Source organism: Pseudomonas sp. MWU13-2517, from assembly GCF_023242545.1.
Taxonomy (GTDB): domain Bacteria; phylum Pseudomonadota; class Gammaproteobacteria; order Pseudomonadales; family Pseudomonadaceae; genus Aquipseudomonas.
In genome coordinates this window covers 22,643-45,734 of the sequence record NZ_JALMFA010000013.1, presented here as the reverse complement: position 1 = coordinate 45,734, position 23,092 = coordinate 22,643, and the positions used below count along the sequence as shown (strand labels likewise).

At 62.2% G+C, this 23,092-nt stretch carries 17 protein-coding genes; 2 read left to right on the top strand and 15 right to left on the bottom strand.

Annotation, left to right across the window (positions count from 1 at the left end):
• Window positions 1-66: 66 nt before the first annotated feature.
• The 11 genes from M5B97_RS19270 to M5B97_RS19220 form a co-directional block, all read right to left on the bottom strand.
• Entirely contained in the window at window positions 67-1,509 is a 1,443-nt protein-coding gene (locus tag M5B97_RS19270) for an efflux transporter outer membrane subunit (protein WP_123717490.1), read from the bottom strand.
• Window positions 1,506-2,402, bottom strand: a complete 897-nt coding sequence (locus M5B97_RS19265) for an efflux RND transporter periplasmic adaptor subunit (RefSeq protein ID WP_123717491.1) — start codon at window positions 2,400-2,402, stop codon at window positions 1,506-1,508. The genes M5B97_RS19270 and M5B97_RS19265 overlap by 4 nt, the downstream gene beginning before the upstream one ends.
• On the bottom strand, window positions 2,399-2,608 hold the full coding sequence (locus M5B97_RS19260; RefSeq protein WP_016969155.1) for a DUF1656 domain-containing protein: 210 nt from the start codon (window positions 2,606-2,608) through the stop codon (window positions 2,399-2,401). The genes M5B97_RS19265 and M5B97_RS19260 overlap by 4 nt, the downstream gene beginning before the upstream one ends.
• Window positions 2,605-4,683, bottom strand: a complete 2,079-nt coding sequence (locus M5B97_RS19255; RefSeq protein WP_248732351.1) for an FUSC family protein — start codon at window positions 4,681-4,683, stop codon at window positions 2,605-2,607. Before M5B97_RS19255 ends, M5B97_RS19260 begins: the two co-directional genes overlap by 4 nt.
• The gene (locus tag M5B97_RS19250) at window positions 4,680-5,090 is read right to left on the bottom strand and encodes a MarR family transcriptional regulator (RefSeq protein WP_123717493.1); all 411 of its coding nucleotides are present in this window, start codon (window positions 5,088-5,090) and stop codon (window positions 4,680-4,682) included. Before M5B97_RS19250 ends, M5B97_RS19255 begins: the two co-directional genes overlap by 4 nt.
• A 128-nt stretch (window positions 5,091-5,218) precedes the next feature.
• Window positions 5,219-5,461 carry a DUF2789 domain-containing protein gene (locus tag M5B97_RS19245; protein WP_123717494.1) on the bottom strand — a complete coding sequence of 81 codons (243 nt, stop codon included), beginning with the start codon at window positions 5,459-5,461 and terminating at the stop codon, window positions 5,219-5,221.
• 18 nt (window positions 5,462-5,479) lie between these two features.
• Window positions 5,480-6,082 carry an adenylyl-sulfate kinase gene (cysC, locus tag M5B97_RS19240; RefSeq protein WP_248732350.1) on the bottom strand — a complete coding sequence of 201 codons (603 nt, stop codon included), beginning with the start codon at window positions 6,080-6,082 and terminating at the stop codon, window positions 5,480-5,482.
• Window positions 6,066-7,580, bottom strand: a complete 1,515-nt coding sequence (locus tag M5B97_RS19235; RefSeq protein ID WP_248732349.1) for a TolC family protein — start codon at window positions 7,578-7,580, stop codon at window positions 6,066-6,068. The genes cysC and M5B97_RS19235 overlap by 17 nt, the downstream gene beginning before the upstream one ends.
• Window positions 7,581-7,621: 41 nt before the next feature.
• Complete coding sequence (locus tag M5B97_RS19230) at window positions 7,622-14,605, bottom strand: Ig-like domain-containing protein (RefSeq protein WP_248732348.1); 6,984 nt, start codon at window positions 14,603-14,605, stop codon at window positions 7,622-7,624.
• Window positions 14,606-14,655: 50 nt separating this feature from the next.
• Window positions 14,656-15,519, bottom strand: coding sequence for a sulfotransferase (locus tag M5B97_RS19225; protein ID WP_248732347.1), 864 nt, complete (start codon window positions 15,517-15,519; stop codon window positions 14,656-14,658).
• An 86-nt stretch (window positions 15,520-15,605) separates the two neighbouring features.
• Window positions 15,606-17,219, bottom strand: a complete 1,614-nt coding sequence (locus M5B97_RS19220; protein WP_123717495.1) for a glycosyltransferase family 39 protein — start codon at window positions 17,217-17,219, stop codon at window positions 15,606-15,608.
• 201 nt (window positions 17,220-17,420) lie between these two features.
• Between M5B97_RS19220 and M5B97_RS19215 the strand changes: the two genes are divergently transcribed.
• Both M5B97_RS19215 and M5B97_RS19210 read left to right on the top strand, forming a co-directional pair.
• A complete protein-coding gene (locus M5B97_RS19215) occupies window positions 17,421-18,008 on the top strand; it encodes a tail fiber protein (RefSeq protein ID WP_248732346.1) in 588 nt (195 codons plus the stop codon).
• Window positions 18,009-18,061: 53 nt separating this feature from the next.
• Window positions 18,062-18,370, top strand: coding sequence for a hypothetical protein (locus tag M5B97_RS19210; RefSeq protein ID WP_248732345.1), 309 nt, complete (start codon window positions 18,062-18,064; stop codon window positions 18,368-18,370).
• Here M5B97_RS19210 and M5B97_RS19205 read toward each other — a convergent pair.
• The 4 genes from M5B97_RS19205 to M5B97_RS19190 are packed head-to-tail and all read right to left on the bottom strand — an operon-like array spanning window position 18,346 to window position 23,056.
• Window positions 18,346-18,861: a GNAT family N-acetyltransferase gene (locus M5B97_RS19205; protein ID WP_248732344.1), complete on the bottom strand. Its 516-nt coding sequence runs from the start codon at window positions 18,859-18,861 to the stop codon at window positions 18,346-18,348. The genes M5B97_RS19210 and M5B97_RS19205 overlap by 25 nt on opposite strands.
• 12 nt (window positions 18,862-18,873) lie before the next feature.
• Window positions 18,874-20,970: a biotin/lipoyl-binding protein gene (locus M5B97_RS19200; protein WP_248732343.1), complete on the bottom strand. Its 2,097-nt coding sequence runs from the start codon at window positions 20,968-20,970 to the stop codon at window positions 18,874-18,876.
• Window positions 20,970-22,289, bottom strand: a complete 1,320-nt coding sequence (locus M5B97_RS19195) for an HlyD family efflux transporter periplasmic adaptor subunit (RefSeq protein WP_248732342.1) — start codon at window positions 22,287-22,289, stop codon at window positions 20,970-20,972. The genes M5B97_RS19200 and M5B97_RS19195 overlap by 1 nt, the downstream gene beginning before the upstream one ends.
• Entirely contained in the window at window positions 22,286-23,056 is a 771-nt protein-coding gene (locus tag M5B97_RS19190) for an efflux RND transporter periplasmic adaptor subunit (protein WP_134660286.1), read from the bottom strand. The genes M5B97_RS19195 and M5B97_RS19190 overlap by 4 nt, the downstream gene beginning before the upstream one ends.
• Between the last annotated feature and the right edge of the window lie 36 nt (window positions 23,057-23,092).

Sequence of the window (23,092 nt, the reverse complement as noted above, 5' to 3'; positions counted from 1 at the left end):
AGTGACTCGCGGGCATCTGTGGCTGGAAAACCACCGGAGCCCGCCTCTCAAAGCATAGCTATTTGCTCAGGGTTTGCTGGCTGGCGCCGCTTGCGTTCGTCCGCTTTCCCAACCCCCGCCCAAGGCCAGGAACAGGTCGATCTGGCTCATGGCAACCTGAGTGTTTGCCGCCGCCAGTTGCGCACGCACATCGGTGTAGGTACGGGTGGCTTGCAGATCGGCCAGGAACGACGCGCGGCCGGCCTGGAAGAAACGGTGTGTCTGCTCCGAAGCCTGCTTGGCCGACGCGCCGGCATCGGCCAACGCATCGCGGCGTTGCAACTGTGCGGTGTATTGCGCGAGGCCCGTCTGGGTTTCGCGAATCGCGTTAAGCACCACACCGTCGAAGTGCGCCAGGGCGCCCTGGGTCGCGGCTTCAGCTTCGTGGATACGCGCACGCGCACCGTTGGTCGGCACCGTCCAACTGATCAGCGGGCCAAACCCCCAGCGGTTGGTGGGCGCCGTACCCAGGTCGTCCAGAATCCCCACGGTACCCACGGTGGCACCGATGCTGATGTCCGGGTACAGCGCGCCGGTAGCCACGCCGATCCGGGCGGTGGCGGCGGCCAACTGGCGTTCGGCCTGGCGCACGTCGGGGCGACGCTTGAGCAGCGCGGCGCCGTCGCCCACCGGCAGTAACTGGGCGATATGCGGCAGCTCGGCGCACGTGGCGGTGCCGGCCGGGAGTTGGTCCACCGGCTTGGCCAGCAACATCGACAAACGGAACAAGCCCGCCTGGCGTGCGGCGGTGTAGCGTGGCATGTCAGCGCGCAAGGATTTGTATTGGGTTTGCGAACGGGTCACCTGGGTTTCATCGCCACGCCCGGCATCGCGCAGGCGCTGGGTCAGCCGGGTGCTCTGGCCTTGCAGGTCGAGAGACTCGTTGGCAATCGCCAGCTCTTCGTTGGCGGCGCACACCTGGGTGTAGGAGCGCACCACATCGGCCACCAGGGTGATGCGTGCGATATCGGCGGCGGCTTGCGCGGCGTCGGCGCTGGCTTGGGCGCTTTCGATGCCGCGTTGCAAGGTGCCGAACAGATCGAACTGATACGAGGTGGTGATACCGACGCTGCCGATGTTCGCCACCGGGACTTTTTCCGTGAGCAGAAATGCCTCGCCGGACTCCTGCAAGCGCTGCGCTTCGGCCTTGACCCCGGCGTTCCAGCCACCGGCGGATTCAGCCTCCTGGGTCTGGTAGCGCGCCCGCTGCAGGTTGGCGGCGGCCACCCGCAGGTCGGTGTTGGAGGCCATGGCCTGGCGCACCAGCTCATCCAGACGCGGGTCTTTGTAGAGCTTCCACCAGTCGGCCGGCACCGGCGCCGACACCACGTTGCTCCCCTCTCCTGCGAGGGTCCCTTGCAGGTCGCTACGGTTGATAGCCGATTGTTCCGGCAGCTTGTAATCCGGGCCTACCGCTTGGCAGGCCGACAACAGCACCCCCAGCGCAGCGGTTGCCAGAAGCTGCTTCATGGCTTGGCTCCATCTTGATCTTGAGGCTTGTCACCGATGATCGACACCGTCGCCGTGCGCCCGGCGATCATACGAAAGTCCGCCGGCACGTCATCAAAGGCGATCCGCACCGGAATCCGCTGCGCCAGGCGCACCCAGCTGAACGCCGGATTGACGTTGGGCAGCAGGTTGGAGCCGCTGCTGCGGTCACGGTCCTCGATGCCTGCGACAATGCTTTGAACATGCCCGTGCAGGCGGGCATTGTCGCCGATCACGCGGATATCCACGCCCATGCCGACGTGAATGCCATCGAGCTTGGTCTCTTCGAAATAGCCATCGATATGGAAGGAATTGCTGTCCACCACCGACAGCACCGGGCGCCCGGCGGTCACGAACTCTTGGGTGCGTGGCGCACGGTCGTTGACATAGCCGTCCACCGGGCTGCGGATCACCGAGCGGTCAAGGTTGAGCTGGGCAGCGTCCACAGTCACCTGTGCTTCGGCCAAGGCCGATTGGGCACGGGCGACGCGGGACTGGCTTTCTTCCAGTTGCTCGCTCGGCACCAGGTTACCCAGGCCCCGGTTACGCTTGTACTCACGCTGGGCCTGGGCCAGGGTCTCCTGGCGATCAGCCACGGCGGCCTGGGCCTGGCGCAGAGCCAGCTTGAAGCGGTCCTGGTCGACCGCGAACAGCACCTGGCCCTTGGTCACCAGCTGGTTGTCGCGCACGTCGACTTGCTGGATCAGCCCGGACACGTCCGGCGCGATCTGCACGATGTCGGCACGGATATGCCCGTCACGGGTCCAGGGCGCAAACATGTAGTACATGACCATGCGCCACACAACGACGACCGCGAACGATACGATCAACAACGTCAGGACTACACGGCCGATGGTCAAAAAAGGTTTTTTCATGTCATCAGGTATCGACTGAGTGAGTCCACCGCGCCCAGCAACAGCGCGTAGAGCCCCACATTGAACAATGCCCGGTGCCAGACCAGGCGATAGAAGTGGATGCGGGTCAACAGCCCGTGCACCACCAGGAACAACACATACGTAATGCCCATCAGCACCAGCAGCGTGGGCAGGAACACCCCGCTGATATCCAGATCACCGATCATAAAGGCGCTCCATCAGGCAGCGGCGCTTCCATTTCGGTGCCGCCAATAAATTCCACGCCGGGCAGCAACGACAGGCGCAAGCCGGCCAGTGCATGCAGCAGATGCAGGCGAGTGTCGTCTTCGTCTTGCAGGCCCTGGCCGTTGAGGGCGCGGCGCGTGCGGTCCAGGGTCATCAGCAGACCGCTGGGCGCGGGCAAGCGTTCACCGGCCTTGAGGCACGCCTTGAAGTAACCACCCACGCCTTCCACCACCTGGTTGAGCAGCACCCGGGGCACACCATAGATGCGCGGCGCGTAGGCCAGCAGGTCAAGCAAGTTGAGGGCCACGCGCAAATCGCGCAGGGCGGTGCCGGTGTCCTGGTTGATCAGGGCCAGGCGTGGCAGGTGCTGCATCAGGCGATCAAGCATTTGCACGGCCATGTGGCGGTGTTCGGCCAGGGTCGCAGGCTCGGTCAGGCTGACAATGTCACGCCAGCTGAAACGGGTCAGGCGTTTGGCCGCCAGTTCGGCGCCGAAAGGCCGTGCGATCAGCGTCCACACAAAGGCGAACAGCAGGCCAACAGGCCCGGCCAGGTTGACGTTGGCGAAATTGAGGAAGTCTGCGTCATAGGCACCCTGGATGCTGATGAACGACGAGGTGTTCACCAGCGTCAGCAACATGCCCAAGTAAAAACGCGGCTGCACCGTCAGTGTGCCGATGCAGATGAACGGCACGGCAAACGCCAGCACCAGCATCGGGAAATCGTGCAGGTTGGGCAGTACCAGAAACAGATAGAGGCTGGCGAGCAACACCGACATCGCCGTCCAGAAAAAGAACCGGTAGATCTGCGGCGCCGGGTCGTCCATCGAGGCGAAAAAGCTGCACGCCACGGCGGCCAGAATCACCGCGCTGCCGCCGTCGGTCCAACCCAGCAGAATCCACAGCACCGAAGCGACGATGATCGCGGTGACGGTGGAGAATGCCGAGTAGAACATCAGGCCACGGTCGAGAAACGGCGTAAGTCGGCCCAGGCGCCAATGGCGGTACACGGCACGCCAGGCGTCCTGGCTTTCGCACTGGATGGCGGCTTGCAGGCTGCGGCAGTCCTGCCACAGGTCGATCCACTCGGCCAGGCGATACAGGGCGTTGGAGAACAACAACGTGTGACGGTCGTCCAGGGCTTCGCCCTGAGGTTGCTGGGCGTCGACCTGATCACGCAGGGCACGCCAGCTTTCCATGGGCGCGCTTTCCTGGGTGTTTTCCAGCCATTGACGGGCAGCCTCAAGCACGGGCGTGATGCGGTCGAGAAACTCCGGTGCGCGATGTTCGATGGCATACAGCGCGTCGTCCAGGGCATCCACCACCGGCAACAGGTGAATCATGCGCCCGCGCAGCTCCTTGGTGTTGCGCACCGTCTGCGGCCGCGCGCCTTCGTGGGGCAACTGGCCGATCATCAACTCAAGGGTGTTGAAGGTAGCGACCATACCGCTGCGCAATGTGCTGATCTGTTCAGGGTCGACGTTGCGCGCAAGAAAGCGCTGGCTGTAGACCTGGGCGTCGGCAAACCACTTGGCCACCGAGCCATCGAACACCGGCATCAGGCGGCGCGGCCAGAACATCGCGCCCACCACCGCCGCCACGGCGATACCGAGGAAAATTTCTTCGGTACGCGCCTCGGCCACGTCCCACACCGCCAGCGGGTTATCCACTACCGGCAAGGCGATCAGCGGCAAGGTGTAGCCGGCCAGCATCAACGCGTAGTTATTCGCGGTACGCAGGTGCATGGACAGGAACAGCAAAATGCCCGTCCACAACGCAATCACCACCACCAGCACATAGGGTGACTGCACGAACATCGGCACAAAAAACACGGCCGCCGCCGCCCCCATAAAGGTGCCGATGGCGCGGTACAACGCTTTGGAACTGGTAGGGCCGACAAACGGACTGGAGACGATATACACGGTCGCCATCGCCCAATACGGACGCGGCATTTGCATAAGCATGGCGATATACAGCGCGATCATCGATGCCGCGAACGTACGGACCCCATAGAACCAATCGCGGGCCGGCGGCATGCCGGAAAAAAATCCGTTCAAAGCGACGCCGCCTCGAAGGCGCGCAGCACACGCAGCGCGGCTTCTAAGTCACTGTGGGGAATGTCTGCCAGCACTTCCCGGCGCAGGCGCACCAGTTGCACTTCCACCGCCTCTACCAGCTCACGGCCACGCTCGGTGAGGCTCAACGCCTTGGCGCGGCGGTCGTGGATGTCTTCGGTGCGGCACACATAGCCGCCGCTGCACAACTGGTCGAGCAGACGCACCAGGGACGGGCTTTCCATCCCGGAAGCCTGGGCCACTTTGACCTGATGCACACCGTCACCCAGGCGGCCGATCATCAACAGCGGCACGGCGCAGGCTTCGGAGATGCCATAGCTCACCAGCGTGGTCTGGCAGATTTTGCGCCAATTACGGGCGCCCACCACCATGCTGCTGCTGAGGTTCATCTGGAGTTGTTCGAGGGCTTGGGACACGGGATAGTTCGCATACTGTTAGTTTGCTAACTATCAATATGGTGGATCATTCGAATGCCGTCAAGTTTTGATACAAATTTGCGGATGGGTGGCGGGCTCGATCATCGCGGCAAGCCGTGCAGCAGCAGATTGAGCTCATCCACCACCTCGGCCCAATCCGCATCTTCGAGGATTTCACTGCGCAAGAATTTCTTCTGGCTGTCTGTCCAGAAAAACGCCTCTTCCAGCTTCTGGTCGCGCTTGAGCGGCGAATGCACCGCTACGAACTTCTCGATACTCACCGGGTCATCCGGCAGCCCAAGCTGTTTGAACAACGAAGGCAAACTATGCACAGGCGGTTCCATGGGCGACTCCTGAAAAGATCACTCCCCAGAGTCTAGTTCAGGCGAAAGCCATACCAATAACCGCTCGACGCACTGCTGCGCCGACAGGACGCCGGTATCCAGCACCAAGGATGCGTGCAGCGGTTGTTCGTACGGTGAGCCAACCCCGGTAAACCCCGGCAACTCCCCACGTCGTGCACGGGCGTAATGCCCCTTGGGGTCGCGCCCTTCGCACACCGCCAGCGAGGCGCTGCACCAGACTTCCCGATAGTCGGCAGCCAGGCGTTCGGCAAACACCGCGCGCAGTTCGACCAGCGGCGCGATCATCGCGAGGATCACGATTTGCCCGTTTTCCACCAGCAATGCCGCGAGTTCGCTGGCCCGGCGGATGTTTTCCAGCCGGTCGCTGTCAGCAAAGCCCAGGTCTTTGTTGAGGCCACCACGCAAGGCATCGCCGTCGAGCACCAGGCTTTGCTTGCCTTGTTCGAACAGCGCCGCTTGCAGGCCCTGGGCCAGAGTGGATTTACCCGATGCAGGCAAGCCAGTGAGCAGGATCGCTACGCCTCGGTGCCCATTACGCGCCTCGCGCTGACGACGAGTGATGCTCGCCGTCGGCGCCACCAGGTTATTGAGCGACGGCACGCGGCACCGGCGCCGTGATGTTGCCCGCAGCCCACGCCGATTCACGGCTGGCCAGCGCCGTAGCGATGGCTTGCACGCGGTCGGAGTCCAGCTGTTCAGGCAACGGGTCAAGCCCGGCACTGGCGAAGATCTGGCCGTAGGCGTTGCGCAGGTCAGCGTAGGCCAGGTCGCGGCGCAGGTCCGCTTGCAAGGTGTTGAGTTCACCCTGGATCAGGTCCAGTTCACCCAACCCTGCGGCCTGGTGTCGATTACGCAGTTGGGTGAGGATTTGCCCGTCGATATTGGCCAGCTGTTCGTTGGTCTTGAACTGGCGTACCGCGTCCTGATAGTTGGCATTGGCCACGTAGATCTGCGCCAGCACCGCGATGGACATCGCCTGGCGCCGTGCAGTGGCGACTTCTTCACCGGCCTTGGCCACATCGATGGCGGCGGGTGCGGAGATCACATTGAACAGGTTCCAGGTGACCTTGGCGCCATAGTCAGCCCAGCGGTTGTCAGTCAGGAACGAGTTGCTGTCGTAATGCCCACCGGCCGAAAACTCCAGACCGGGCAGCAGGCGCAGCATGGCTTTGCGGGTTTCGGCGGCGCTGATGCGGGTCTGATAGTCCTGCTCGCGCAGTTCCGGACGGTTCGCCAGGGCTTCCTGTTCCAGGCTGGCCAGGTTGACCTTCAACTGCGGCACACTGTAGTCATCCGGCGTGGCCAGCTTGAGTTCGCTGCCCATGGGCAGATTGATAAGCGTGGCCAGTTCGGTCTTGGCCAGGGACAACGCGCGGCGCTGCTCTTGCAACTGGCGCGTGGCTTCGATCAGCGAGCGTTGGTAACCCAGCGCCTGCACCGGGTCGCCGATGCGTTGTTCGCTCATGCTCTGGCTGTTCGTCTGGGCCTGGTCGACCCGCGCCATCAGGCTATCGATCTGGGTCAGCAAGCGTTCGGCCGCCTCCGCGCGCCAATAGGCCGAGCGTACGTCCTGCACGATGGTGTTGATCACCTTGCGCCGACGCTCCTGGATGATCAGGCGCTGGTCGCCTTGCTGCTTGGCGCTGATGTAGCTGACGCCAAAGTCGAGCACGTTCCACACCATGGTCAGGTCGGCTACGCGGCGGTCGCGGTCCTGGGAGGTCGACGGCTCCAGGGACTGGGTGCCGGTGCGCACACTCTGGCTGCTGGAAGCGTTGGTGTTATTACGCCCGGCATAGCCTGCGGACAAGGCCATGCGCGGCAGCATGTCGAAGCTGGAGAGGTCCGATTGGCGTTTGGCCAGCGCCTCTTCCATCACCTTCAAGCGGCCTTCGAGGTTGTATTTGACAGCGCGGGCCATGGCCTGGTGCAGCGTCAACGGGCCGTTCAACGGCTCCTGATCCTTGTACATCCCTTGCAGATCGCTACGGGCTCGCTGCTCACTGACGCTGCGCTCAATCGGCTCACTGGTGACCGCACAACCGCTGATCGCCAGCGCCAGCAAGCTGGCGCCGAACAACTTATGACCTGTTTTCATCCTTGGACTGCCCCTGTTACTGCGCCTGGAGTTAAGTGTGTTCAAGCCTGCATTTCGCTGATGCCGACTTGTTGCAGTGCGTGCGCCAGGTCCATCACCTGGCGCTGTTCTGTGTCTTTGAGTTGCTGCAGTTGCTGCCCGAGGCTCGGCGCGCCAAACACGCCGCGCAGCCCCTGGGCCGGGTCGCCCTGGCCGTTGATCGGCTTGCCGTCGAACGCTTTGAGGGCACTGTCATCGCCGTGGGTTTCACGGTTGAACAGGCTCGACAGGGTGCTTGAGCCGAAGATCCCGCCATCGCCGCCGCCGAAACCGAGGAAGCCTTCGCCGGAGCCGTCCCCGACGTTATCGCTGCTGGTAAACACCTGAGCGATAAAACTTGGGCTGGTAGCACCGTTGTTAATGAAAATGTCCCCCAGCGGGCGGATACCGTCGCCGAGGACACGCTGTTCAAACAGCGGCGCGAACGTCAGTGGTGAACCGAGGTTGCCGGTTGGCGGGGCAAAGACACCCGGTTGCAATGGCAGGTGCGGCGGGTCGATCACGGGCCTTGCAATACCGCCGGTAAGGGTCAATGGATCGGCCGTGACACTGATGCTGTTGATGGCGTAGCTGTTGGACTCGCTGACGCCTGCGCCGACGTTGCCGGCCAGGTCGCGAATCGTGCTGTTATCGACGGAGATGACGTTGCTGCCGGCATTTACGTTGTTGTTCGGCGTCAAGGTCGCGGTCCAGTAATAGCCGCCCTCGCCACTTTGCAGGTTGGACAAGGTGCCGTTCTGTACTCTCAGGCTGGACAGGTCGAAACCGCGCACGGGCTCACTGAACCAGATAAACACCTCGGTGCCCTGCCCGGCCTTGAGCTGGGTATCCGACACCTCGATGTAGACCTGTGGGCCTTGCGTATCGACATGAAAATAATTGGAGTACGTATACGACTGGCTTGTATTGCCGGCAGCATCCTTCACTCCTCGACCATCCAGCACCACCAGGTCCGTCCAGTTCTGCAGGTGAGCCTCTGGAGTCAAGGTGGCCGTCCAGGTCACGCCACCATCGATGCTTTTCAAGTTGCTCAGAACGCCGCTGTAGACCCGCAGGTTATCCAGCTTAAGGCCGGAAACCGCCTCACTGAAGGTGATGGTGACATTGGCCGTGTCGCCGCCGGCGAGCGCGTCTTTATCGACCACAATCGTCGCAGTGGGTGGCCGGGTGTCGATGGTGTAGTTGTTTGACGTGCTGGTACCCAGCCCCGCGTTGCCGTTGAGGTCATAAACGCGGGTGTTGTCCAGGGTCACGATATTGCTAGTGTCTTCGATGTAGCCCTGAGGCGTGAGGGTCGCGGTCCAGGTGATGCCACCGTCGACGGTTTTCAGGTCACTCAGCCAAGCGTTCTGGGCTTGCGGGTTGTTATAGAACGCTACCGCCTCACTGAAGGTGATGGTCACCGTCGCCTGGTCTCCAAGGGCCAGGCTTGTTTTGTCGATGACAATGGTTGAGGTAGGGCGCTGGGTGTCGACCGTGTAGTTGCGTGAAGTGGTGATGCCCACGCCGACGCTGCCGCCGTTATAGGTCACGCCCGCGTTGTTGAGCCGAACTACGTTCTGATCACTGGTGGTGTTCGCGAACGGGGTCAACGTTGCCTGCCAACTGACGCCACCATCGCTGCTGCGAAGATTGGAGAGCACACCGTTATCCGCACTGAGATCGCTCAGGTCAAAGTTAGTCACGGGCTTGTTGAAGTAGATAGAAACGGTGGTCAGTCCGTTGCTCGTCAAACGTTGGGAATCCATGTAGACGTAGGAGGTCAGCGGCGTATGGTCGACCTGGTAGGAGACCATCGGCGTAGGGAGGCCGTAGTTTAAGTTGCCGGCCAAGTCCCGGACATATGCCATAGACAAGCCGATCAGGTAGTTTCCCGACGAACCTGCCCCCGGAGTAGGCGTAAGCGTTGCTCGCCACGTCATGCCGCCATCCGGGCTATAAAACGTACTCAGCGTGGCTGACTGCAAATTAACGATGGAATTGTTGTCGAACCCGGTGACCTTCTCCGAGAACGTCACGGTGACAATGGCGGTTTCACCAGGCTCCAGCAAGGTATCGGAAAGCGTCAGGGTGGCGGTGGGCAGTACTGTGTCCACTGCGAAAGCTGGCGACACCGCATTGCCGACGCCTGCATTACCGTAGGCGTCATGAACAGTGGTGGTATCCAGAGTGATTACATTGTTACCGGCGGTTGTATCAGCGTTCGGCGTGAACAACACCGAATACAGCGTGGAGCTATATTGGGTCAGTTCGCTGAACGTGCCATTGGCGGCTTGCAAGCTGGCGAGGCTGAACCCGGACACCGGCGTAGAGAACCTAATCGTGACAAACTGCCGCTCGAATTTGCCCAGCACCGGGTCACTGATCTCGATCGTCGCAATGGGCCTTGAGGTGTGGACGTCGTACGTATTTGAAAGGGTCGAACCAACCCCTGTATTCCCCGTAAGGTCTTGAAGACCGCTGTTATTGAGAGAAATGAAATTGCCGGTTGTATCGAAGCCAGCGTTGGGCGTAAGCACACCGGTCCAGGTGCGTCCACCATCGGCGGAGGCCAAGGCAGTGAGCGTCCCATTGCTGATTAGCAAGTCGCGATTGTCGAACCCCGTCACCGGCTCCGAAAAAGTAACCGTCACCAGGCTGGTTCCACCAGCGTTCAAATTGGGGTTGGCAATCACAATGGTCGCCGTCGGGCGCTGCGTGTCGATGGCGTAGTTGTTGGAATCAGTCGTACCTATACCGCTGTTGCCGGCGGCATCCTGAACACCACTATTATTCAGGCGCACGGTATTGCTGGTATTGGTAATGCTGGTAAAGGGTGTCAGGGTTGCGGTCCAGGTTACGCCACCGTCGCTGCTGCCAAGCCCGCTCAAGGAGCCATTGGCGACAATCAGGTCGGCGTTGCTGAAGCCGCTCACCGCTTCGGAAAACGTCACCGTCACCCGCGAGGTCTGGCCGATACCGAGGGCGGTATCCGCCACCACAATGGTCGCTGTAGGCCGCTGGGTGTCGATGGCGTAGTTGTTGGACGTGGTGGTACCACTGCCGGTGTTGCCCGAGGCATTCTGTACGCCGCCGTTATCCAGCGTGATCAGGTTACTGGAGTCGGTGATGTTGTTGGTCGGCGTGAAAGTCGCCGTCCAGGTGATGCCACCATCGCTGCTGCTTACCGCCGTCAAGGTGCCGTTAGCAATCGTCAGGTCGGCATTGGTAAAACCTGACACCGCTTCACTGAACGTTATGGTCACCAACGAAGTTTCGCCAACTTTCAACGCGTTGTCGCCGACCACGATGGTCGCCGTCGGTTGCACGGTATCTATCGTGTAATTGGCTGAATTGGTGGTGCCCGAACCTGCGTTGCCGGCCAGGTCGGCGACGCCAGTGTTCGCCAGGGTAATGACGTTGGTGGCATCGTTGATGCCGGCTGTCGGGGTGAAGGTAGCGGTCCAGGTGATGCCGCCATCGCTGCTGCTCACCGCTGTCAAAGTGCCGTTGGCGACAGTCAGGTCGGCGTTGGTGAAGCCGGTCACGGCTTCACTGAAGGTAATAGTCACCAGTGACGTTTCACCGGCTGTCAGCGCCGAATCAGCCACCACGATGGTCGCGGTCGGGCGTTGGCTGTCGACGGCGTAGTTATTGGAGTCGGTGGTGCCGCTGCCGGCGTTGCCGGCCAAATCGGTGGTGCCGGTGTTATCCAGGGTGATGACATTGCTGGTATCGGTGATACCGGCTGCGGGTGTAAACGTCGCTGTCCAGGTAATGCCACCATCGCTGCTGCTCACCGCGCTCAATGTGCCGTTGGCAATCGTCAGGTCGGCATTGGTAAAACCGGTGACCGCCTCGGAGAAGGTAATGGTGACCAATGAAGTCTGCCCGATGCCCAGCGCGGTATCCGCCACCACAATGTTCGCTGTTGGCCGCTGAGTATCGATGGCGTAGTTGTTGGACGTGGTGGTACCACTGCCGGTGTTGCCCGAGGCATTCTGTACGCCGCCGTTATCCAGCGTGATCAGGTTGCTGGAGTCGGTGATGTTGTTGGTCGGCGTGAAAGTCGCCGTCCAGGTGACGCCACCATCGCTGCTGCTTACCGCCGTCAAGGTGCCGTTAGCAATCGTCAGGTCGGCATTGGTAAAACCTGACACCGCTTCGCTGAACGTTATGGTCACCAACGAAGTTTCGCCAACTCTCAACGCGTTGTCGCCGACCACGATGGTCGCCGTCGGTTGCACGGTATCTATCGTGTAATTGGCTGAATTGGTGGTGCCCGAACCTGCGTTGCCGGCCAGGTCGGCGACGCCAGTGTTGGCCAGGGTAATGACGTTGGTGGCATCGTTGATGCCGGCGGTCGGCGTGAAGGTAGCGGTCCAGGTGATACCGCCGTCACTGCTGCTCACCGTGCTCAGGATGCCATTGGGCACGCTCAGGTCGCTGTTGGTGAAACCGGTGACCGCCTCACTGAAGGTAATAGTCACCAGGGTGGTTTCACCGGCAGACAGCACGGGGTCGGCGACTACGATGGTCGCGGTCGGCCGTTGGGTGTCGATTGCATAGGTATTGGACGTAGTCGTGCCGGTACCCGTGTTGGTCGCGGTGTCGGTATAGAGGGTGTTGTCCAGGGTGATGACGTTGCCGGTGCTGCTATTAGAGGCCGTCGGCGTCAGGGTCGCGGTCCAGTGGATATTGTCGCTGGTAGCCAGGTTACTGAGCGTGCCATTGGACGCGGTCATGTCGGACACGGTGAAACCGCTTACCGCTTCGCTGAAAGTGATGTTCACCGTCGAGTTGACCGTGGTGCTCAGCGTAGGCGCGACCACCGAGACGGTGGCGGTGGGGCGCACGGTATCAATGCTGTAGTTATTCGATGCGGTGGTGCCGCTGCCCACCGTGCCTGTCGACACACTGGCAACCCCGGTGTTGTCGAGGACGATATGGTTGGTCGCGCTGGTAGTGCTTGAGCTCGGGGTGAAGGTGGCGGTCCAGGTGGTGCCACCGTCACTGGAACTGACAGCAGACAGGGTACCGTTGGCGACCGTCAGGTCGGCGTTGGTGAAGCCCGTCACCGCCTGGTTGAAGGTAATGGTTACCAGCGAGGTGCTGCCGAGGTGCTGTGCAGCGTTGCTCACCACGATGGTCGCGGTCGGCGCAGGCGCGTAGGCGGTGTTCAGTGTGCCGCCGTCGTTGAAGATATTGTTCGTGGCCGCCACGGAAGCACCTGTGGCACCTCCGCCCGCCGCCTGGCCGCCGGATCCGCTGCCGCCAATGTTGCCGCCCATGGCCGCAAAGTTGGCGGCGGTCATCAACAGCGTGCCTTTGTTCCAGATTGCGCCGACGCCTTTGCCGGCCGCACCGCCTGGGTCGGCACTGCCACCATTTCCCCCGCCGCCACCGCCACCACCACCGGCCGCGATGTTATTGGAGATCACCGAGGTGCCGACAACGGTCAGGGTGCCGGTGGTAGCGTTGTAGATACCGCCACTGGCGGAGGCACCGGCACGGCCGGGCCTGTCCCATCCGGAACCACCACCTCCGCCACCAATGGCAATAATGCCGTTGTTCGCCGTACCGCCGCTCCCCCCGTTACTGTAACCAGCAACCCCCGTACCGCCTGCGCCGCCCACGTTACTGCCACCCTTGCCGCCCATATAACTGGGGTTATAGGAGCCGCCCGTGCCGCCGTGGTTGGCGCTGCCAGCAGTACCGGCATACACCCCTGTGCCCATGCCGGAGCTACCGCCACGACCACCATTTTGCCCGCCGAGAGCGCCACCGCCGCCACCACCACCGCCGACGGCACCACCGGCGTATGGCGCAGTCACCCCGCCGCCGCCACCGCCACCCGAGGCGGCGTTGCTGGTCACCGTGACGTTATTCAAGGTCAGGTTACCGAAGTTGGCGATACCGCCGCCCATCGCCGCGGTGCCGTCGACACCGGCCTGGGCGCCATTACCGGCCACCAGTCCCTGGGTGATAACCAGGCCATCCAGTGTCGCGGTAACCCCGCTGTTCACTCTCAGTACCTGGGTTTTGTACTGCCCGCTGAGGGTCACGTCCGCCGCGCCGTCGCGGTTCAGATCACCTTCGACCGTGACGTTCTTCGTGATGATCAGTTGTGAGTTCAGGTTCACCGTCATGCTTGAGCTGAAAGTGACGGTGTCACCCGCTACCGAATCGCTCAGGGCCTGGCGCAATGAGCCGGCGCCGATGTCGCTGTTATTGGTCACCGTAATCGTGGCCAACCCGTACTGGTAAGCCGACATGGCCTGGTACGACAACGCGGTATGGCTCTCGATGGAGCCCGTGGCTATTTCCAGCGTCCAGTCGCCGCCCCCGCCGGTGCGGTTGCTCGACGCGGCGATATCACGGCCCGTCAGTTGCGCCAGGGAATCGACAAAGTCCAATCCGCGGGTGCCCTCTGCCGTGTTGCAGGCATAGATCAGGATGTCGCCGCCCACATTCATGTCCTGGCCGATCTGCGCCAACACTTCGCTGCGGGCAGCGACGTTGTCCGCCGACAAATAGGTACTGCCCAGCCACAAGTCACCGGTGTTGCCGTGAGCGATGAGCTGCACCGAGCTCACGCCTTGATGGCTGCCCAGGTAATCGGCAATCTGCTGCAGACCGTCCTTGCTGGCATCCAGTTGCACCACCTGCGTGCCGGGAGCAGCACCCTTGAGCAGCTCGGCGGAGTCTTTGACCCGGGCGTCGACGAACACCACGGTCTGCCCCGGTACAGCCACGGGTGCCGGGGCCGGTGTCGCCGGCGCGTCGGTTTGCCCATGGGTGTCTTTACTGGCGGAGGGATGTTCGGCCGCGGGCGCCTTGGCTGCCGCATCGGCGGTGGCGTGGCTGTCAACCTGCGCGGCATCAGCCACGGTGGCGGCGACCGCGCCGTCAAACAACATGCGCGGTTCCAGGAACATGATCATCGGCGTCGCCAGAGTGTTTGCGCCTGTCGCTGCCTGCCGTGCCTTGCCTTTACTCCACCACATGCTGCTCACCCGCTTGTCGAATGCAAATATCCGCTATGAAAAAACCGCGATCAATTGATCACGGCGTCGGCTTTGGTGCGAATCACATTGGCGGCGCTCAGGGTTCCATCCCGCCAGAAGTCCATCTGCGCAAACTGCTCGAAGAGGTCCGGCGGCAGGATCGTACGCCGAGGTTGCAGCGCGACTTTTGGCTTGACCCGATGCAAACCGCTGACGCCCAGCGCCTCGTCGAAGTCCGGTGCGTCATAGCTGAGGTTGTCGAAGTCATGCTCGAACCACGGTTCGCCGATAAATTCGTAGATCAGCCGCATCACGCGCTCAGGCGCCTGGGACAGCAGGTCGTAGTCGACGATCAGCATTGAGCCGGCGTTTTCGCCGTAGTAAGCCTCTTTGAGGGCCGACCAGGCATAACCCACGAGGCGATTGCGCTGCCCGAGGGTTTCGACGCGGCTGTACACGGTGTTGCGCTCGATATCGTCGTTGAACAGCTTGGTGTTCTCAAACGGGTTGGCGCGGTAAAGGCGCTCCAGGCTGTCCATGATCCACGCAACGTTGCGCACACAGGCAATGACTTTGGCCTGTGGGAACAGGTCGTGCAGTGCAGGCATGCGCGCGCACCACTGGCGATTGGTGTCGAACACCACAGGGGTGGAGGGCTTGTCGCCGTAGTAAGCATTAAACAGGCCGCGCAAAAGACGGCGGCGGGTGTCCGGATCAATGACCGAGCCAAACTCGCTGCCGGCGCTGCACTGCGCCAGCACGCCATTGAACAACGTCCCTACGGGGCTGCTCATGCCCGCTCGAAAACGTGGGTTCTGCAACAGGATCGCAGAGAGCAAGGTCGAGCCGGAACGCGGCAGACCGGAAATAAAGTGATACCGCAATCCCTTCACCACTTTGCAGGACAAATCCATTTATGCACAAAGCGTAGCTGAGGAATGCAGGAGCGCCTAGTGGTTATTTGCCACTATTTCAGCGTTTTCTTAATGTCTATTCACACTCAGCGGCAACCCTCAGGCTGCAAAGGCTCTGGCCCGCGGCACACTACAAACAGACGCGCTCTTGCCCCGCCGCCATCCTGACGTAAAAGTTCGCGCCAATCGGCAGGTATCGGTGCGAACTCATCCGGCGGCTCAGCACCGCTGATCAACCATACACGGCGGGTATCAGCCGGCAATGCCGACAGGCGGTCGAGATAAATGCGCCCACCGTCCTGGTCCACCAAGGTGCCAAAGCCGTAAGCGGTCGGCCGGGTCGGCGTGCCGTCGGGTTTGGGTGGTGTGTAGAGCTGAAGCTGGGCGTCGGTCTGGTCGTAATACACGTAGCTGAGGTACCACAGCATGTCACTGAGGACGATGCGGTCATCTTCCTGGTAGTTACGGTTGACGAACTCCACCGGCACGTTGAATTGGTCGTGCTCGTCTACGGTGGCGTTGTTCTTCACGCCCAGCAGTTCCACGCTGATAAACAGCACCAGGAATGCCGTACCCCAACGTGACAAGCGTTTGGGCAGGCGGTCAATGGCCAGGGCCACCAGGATCGGCAGGCCAAGGGCATACACCGTGAGGTAGCGCTCGATGAATACCGGCGAAATAAACGACACCGCATACACCAGCAACAGCGGCAACAGGAAAAACAGCGCCAGCATGCCGGCCGGCCGATGGGCCTCACGGTCATACCAGGCGGTCACACCCACGACACCAATCAGCAACAGCGGGAACAGCCAGAACAACGGCGTCCAGAAGCCGATGCCCTCATCCTGGAGCATGAACTGCCAGACCATCGACGGCACGGAGATCAGCGTGACCGGGTCTTCCCAGCCGATATCGCCGCCCACTTTGAGCTGTTCGACATGTTGGGTCAGGTCCAGCAGGTTCGGCAGCCAGGGCAGGTACAACGCCACGATCAGAGCATTGGCGCACCACCACGAGGGGCGCAGGATCAAACGCCGGCCCGGCGCCTGGGACGTGCACAACAGCCCCAGGTAGGCCCAATGCACCAACACACACAAGGCTGTGAAGTAATGGGTATAGAAACCGGCCGCCATCAACAGCACGTAGGCCGCCAGGTAGCGCATGCGCTCGGGCCGGCGCACCCAGTACACCAGCGCCAGCGTGGCGGCGAGCAGCCATACGGCCAGCAGCGAGTACATGCGCACTTCCTGGCTGTAACGCACGGCAGTGGGGTACAGCGCCAGCAGCACACCCGCCAGTACGGCAGCGCGACGGGTGGACAGTTGCCGCGTCAGCCAGATACCCAGGCCCACCGCGACCACGCCGGGAATCGCACTCATGCCGCGAATCGACCAGATGCCGTCGCCGAACAGCCCGATCCAGCCGCGCAACATGAAAAAGTACAGGGGCGGGTGCACATCATGGGCCGCGTGAAACCACAGGTCGTCGATGGCGTATTCACTGAGCAGCAGGCTCGAACCTTCGTCGCCCCAGATCGCCGAGGCTGTGAGGCCATAAAAGCGCACGGCCATGGCCAGCGCCAGAATCGGCACCCACCATAAACGGCTGAGCCAACCGGCACCTTCCCAGGCCGCCGAGAGGCGATTGACTGCGGGAAAAACCCCAACTTTATCGTCTTGCTCTACCACAGACCGTCGCACCTCAATTCCCCTGAAACTGCCGGCTTCCCGGGCAAACCCCGCACCGGCGTCAACATGCGCCACTCTAGGCCAAAAGCCATGGTTTCGCTCGCGGTTTCGCAACTGCCAGACACAGCACAAAAGCAGCGTCTACGCTCTGCGATGACGCCAGATCAATTTGCGTCACACCCCCATAGAGCCATCAGCAAGGATGAACGATCCATGGAAGTATTCATCGGCACTATTCAACCGTTCGCGTTTAATTTCGCCCCCAGAGACTGGGCCTTGTGCGCCGGTCAGACCTTGTCCGTCAACCAGTACCAGGCGCTGTTCGCCCTGATTACAACCACGTACGGCGGCGACGGGGTGCAGTCCTTCAAGCTGCCGGATTTGCAGGGACGACTGCCCATCGGTCAAGGCAACGGCGCCAACTTGTCGCAGCGGGTCATCGGCGCGTTCGCCGGCGCCGAGAGCGTCACGCCCACCCTCGCCAACCTGCCTATCCACACCCATGGCACCACAACATTCACCGCCACCACCACGGTGCAACTGGCCAGCGTCATCAGCAATCCAGTCACTGCACCCACCGCCGCCAACTCGTTTATCGGCGCTTCCGGCTCTGGCCCGGGCAGCGCGACGATCTACTCCGACCAACAGGGTACCAACCCGGTGCCGCTCAAGGGTGTCAGTACCACCCTGGCCGGCACCGTCGACCCCGCGGGCCAAGGCCAGGCCATGGCCACGATGAACCCGTTCCTGGTGATCAACTTCAGCATAGCGCTGAACGGCATCTTTCCATCTCGCAGCTAAGCCTCTGGCCGAGGCCCACGGGCCTCGGCTTTGCTTAAACGGAGCCTCTTCTTATGTTGAACCTGATAACCCCCGAACATTTCCAGCCCTTGTTGAACCAGACCGGCGTGCTTCACCTGCCCGATGGTTGCGCATTGCCAATCCAGATCCAACAGCTCACTTACGCCCCTAAGGCCAGCCTGCCCGGTAGCCCACGCACAGCGTTCAGCGTGCTGCTCGAAAGCCTTGTACCAACCGATTTCGTCGATGGTTTGTGCCGCCTGCCTCTGGCGGACACATGCCTTGAAAACGTCTTCGTGTCCCGCGAGCCGGCCATGGGCCGCGACACTCAGCGCGGTTACTTCTGCATCGTGTTCAACTGAGACGGGTACCACACCAACCGCTGCGCGGCAGGCGTCTCTTCTTCCACCTGAAACCCCAGCGCCAGGTAATGCTGGCGCGCATGGGGGTTGCTCGCCCACACCACAGTCGCCACCGGGCAACACACCTGGGCGGCGGCCTGCTGCACCCCTTGCAACACCGCGCGCCCAAAACCCTGCCCCCGGGCAGCGGGGACAAATGCCAGGTACAACACTCGGATTTCGTTAGGCCCGAAGTCAGCACTCAATGCACCGATGGGCGTGGCCAATTTTTCGATCACGTAATGCAGGGCGCCGGGAAAATGCTCGTCCATGCCTTGTTCCTGGACCTGGAACTGCTGGGCAATCACGGCCTCTACCAACGCCTGCTCGCCATCGATCCACTGCAGATCCGCGCGCGCCGAACGGTAAAGGCTCTGCAAAAACGGCCCATCGGTGCCACGTGACGGGCGCACCACCAAGCCCTGCGCCAAGGCGCCATCCTTGTTCAACATATCCAACTCCTGTCAGAACCCGCTTTCCCGTACCCCCAACGCTGCCGCCCGACGCCAGGCAACACCCAGTACCGACTCGCTGCGCCCTTGCAACACCACCACGCCGCGCAGGGGTTGACGAGGTGTCTCGATCGGTTGCGCAGTTTTCAACCGCGCGCCGTACTGGGCCTGAACCGGCTCCGGGCGCTGGTTTTCATCACGGCGCACGGCGATTGGCCCATGGTGGTCGGAGGTCAGCGCCTCCTGGTCCAGGTAGGCCACGCCGTTGGCATCGATATCGATTAATTCAACGGGGACAGCCGCATGCATCGGGTCGTCGGCAATAAAGCGTCCGGTAGAGCCCGGTGCCACCCGCCACAACTCTGCCTCGGCCAGGTAACCACGCAGACGTGCCCCCTCTTCCACTACTTGTGCCAGCGCGTCCTTGGGCGACAGCCAACGACCTGCACTCAATTGCGGTAACACGTCGCGCACCGTGCCGGCATGAGGTGCACGCAACAGCAGCCGCTCACGTTGGGCGGCCAGGCCTCGGTATTCGGCCAGGGCCTGGGCCAGACGCTGATCGTTGATCCCCGCATCCGCCGCCGTTTCACTGCGCCCGGCCTGACGGCGCATCTGCAACTGCAAAATCTCCACTTCGCGGCGCACGATGCTTTGTCGCGCGTCCAAATCCGGCGACTCCAATTCGAACACTACCTGGCCCTGAGTGACGGCCTGCCCATCGACCACCCGCACCTGCTTGACCCGCGCCGCCACCGGCGCATGCAGCGCACTGGCACGCCCGGCTTCGAGCATGGCCGGCAACTCCACGGCACTGCGCCACGGCACCACCAGCGCCAGCAGTATCAACAGCAGGCCCAGACCGCTGAGCAACACCCGCGAGCCATGGGCCTGGGCGCGGCGGCTCCACCATTCACGCCACTCCTTGAAAATCGGCAAGAAGATGAACCACACCAACTCCACCAACATCAGGAAGATCCCGAGCAGCTTGAAGAACAGGTGATACACCGCCAACGCAATCCCCAGGAACAGTGCCGCCCGCCATAACCACGCCAGGTAACCCCACCCTAACAAGCGTCGTTGCATTGTCGGCGACCACGGCTCCGGCGCCGGCTCGCCATAGCCGAACAACAGTTCGCGCAGGCGCCAGCGGCACAGCGCAAAGGCGCGCCCTTGCAAGTTATCCACACCCCACCAATCGCTGATCAAAAAGTAGCCATCAAAACGCATGAACGGGTTGAGGTTGATCGCCAACGTGGTCAACCAAGTGGCGCTGGCCAACATGAACGCCGCCGTGCGCGCCGGGCCATCCGGCAACAATGACCACGCAAGCAAGGCGATGCACGCCAGCAGCAACTCTGCCATCACTCCACCTGCGCCGATCATCAACCGCGCGCGGCGGTCATTGACCCGCCAGGCATCGCTCACGTCGGTGTAGAACATCGGCAGCAGCACCATGAATGCCACGCCCATGCTCTGCACCCGGCAGCCGGCGCGCTTGGCCATGAAGGCATGGCCGAACTCATGGCACAGTTTGGCGAAAAACAGCGCCACACCAAACGCCAAGGCGCCGCCGAGGCTGAACAGGTGCGGAAACGTCGCCAGAAAGCGCTGCCAGTCGCGCGCGACCAGAAACACGCCCAAGCCCAGGATGATCGGCAAGCCGTAACGCAGCAATCCCGGGCCAAAGCGCGCCAGCCATGGCCACACGCGGTTGAGAAACGCATCCGGGCGCCACAGCGGAATGCGGAAAAACAGGTACTGATGCAGCAGCACCTGCCACAGGCTCTGTTTTTGCGCGGCTGCTTTATAGAGATAGCTCGCGCGCTGCTGCGGGTCGAGGGCGGCGATCAGGTCATGGGCGCGCAAAAAGCTCAGCAGTTCCTCAACTTCGCTGCCGCCCAAGGGCAAACCCGGCTCTCGGTTGGCGGCTTGCAGGACTTTTTCAGGATCGCCCAGTGACCAGTGGTGCAGCAAACGAATCGCAGTGGCACCGAGCTTGAAATAGCGCCCACGCACGGGGTCGGCCAGGGTCCAGCGTGGCGAGCCGTCCAACGCCGCGCCAGCATTCGACAGTTGCAGGTCTTCGCGTAGCTTGGGCAGGCTCATCAGAGGCCAACGCTCTGGCGCAGGCCCGCCAGCGGCCGGCGCAGCAGGTACAGGGCCAGCGGTGCACGGTCGCCATAAAGCTTCGCCGTGCCGCGCAAACCGATACGAGGCGGCGCATCATCGAATTGCGCATCCAGGCGATAAGCCAACTGACCACCCGGCGTAGGTTGCGCTTCATAGGCAGCCCGCTGCAGGGTGGCAAGGTGGCGTTGCAGCGGGTCGCTGTCGAGAAACATTGCGACTTGGGCGTTGGGCTCCAGGGCAATCGCATCGCCCACCGCCAGCTCAATGCGCAACTCGGCCTGGGCGGGGTCGGCGATCTGCAACAAACGCTCGCCGGTTTGCACCGGTTTGCCGGTCCAGCGGTCGGCGTCAGCGAAAACGGCAATACCGTCGCGTTCGGCGCGCACTTCGCTGCGTTTGAGCAGCTCACGCGCATAGTCACGTTCAGCGCGTTTTTGCTCGACGCGCGCGGCCAGCAGGTCAATCTTCGAATTGGACTCGGCATCGGCAAAGGCACGCTGGGAATTGGCCTTCAATTCGGCCTCGGCCACGCCCAAAGCCCGCGCCGCCACGTCCGCCTGGGCCGTCAGCGTGGTGCTCTCAAAGCGCAACAACAGATCGCCGGTTTTCACCGTCTGGTTGGGCTTGACCAGGAATTCGGCGATGACCCCGTCTAACGGCGCCGCGACGACCTGCCCCGCCAACGGCACCACTTCGGCCGGCGCCAGCACCGATTGGCGCACCGGGATCAGCAACATCAGCAGCAACGCCACCACCGCCGCTATCTGGCGCTTGCGGGTCAGGCGCAAGCGCCACGGCTGACGCGGTTGCAATGCATGCCAGGCATGGCTGCAGGTGTCGCCCAGTTGCGCCAGCAGCACTTGCTCGGCCGGATTCCACGGCGTATCTCGTGCCAGCCACAGACCGCCGAACACTCGGCCTTGGGGATCGATCAGCGGCAACCAGAACACGTGCCCGGCGGACAGGCTCTGCCAATCAGCCTGCACCGCGCCACTCAACTGTTCAGCGGGCACCGTGCGTGCGGTTTGGCTCAACGCCAGCTTGTGCAACTGCGCCACCGCTTGCTCGACAAAGGCCACGAACGGCGCGTTGGGGTCGACGCTGCTCACCGCCGTCACCGCCCGTACCTTGCCGGCGATCAACAGTGCGGCATGACGATAGCCGAACAGCGGTTGACCATCGTTGACCAGGCTATAGGCCAGTTGTTCGGTAGTACGCGCAGCACGGATCTGACGCTCAAGGTCGAGAAACTGCGCAAACACACGTTCGGCGTGGCCCGGCATCGGTGCGTTCATTGCAATTGCGCAAAGTGAGCGGTACCGCTCATGCCTGCCAGCAGCCCGGAGGCGTTCGGCAAGGTGGCGACCAGCAGCAGCGTCTGGCTGCCTTCATCGATACGGGCCCCGAGGCGTTTGACCGTGGCCGTGAACGCCTGGCCGGTTTCGTCGGGAGTGAAGTTGAACGTCTGACCGGGCTTGAGCTTGCCCATCCAGCGTGACGGCACCAGCAAGTGGATTTCCAGGCTATGGTTGTCGACGATCTCCAGCAACGGCGCGCCGGCCGAGACGCTTTCATAGCGCTGGACCTTGCGCTGCACCACCTGGCCGTCATACGGCGCCAGCACACTGCAGCGTTTGACCTGTACTTGATAGACCTGGGACTGGGCCTGGGTTTCAGTGAGCTTGGCTTCAGCGCGGGCCACTTCAAAACGCCCGACGGAGTTGAGTGCCGCCAGCTGTTTGTTGTGCGCAAGCTCCTCACCGGCGCCACGACTGGCGGCCTGGGCGGCATTCAACTGGGCCTGGTAGGCCGAACAATCGAAGCGCGCCAGCGTGTCACCCTTCTTGAACGATTCACCCTCGCTGAAAGGCAACTCGACGATTCGCCCTGACAACTCGCTGGCCAGCATCGCCTGGTCGCGGGCGCGCAACACGCCGCGCGCCTCGTTGGCACTCGCTGCCGCCGCAGGAGGATGATCCAGCAACGGGTCATCGGCCATCGCCAGTTGCGCCATGCCCATCAGGCACGAAACTCCAAACACCCAACTACGCAACTGCTCCATATAACGACTACTCCCTGATGATGTCGGCAGTCTAGG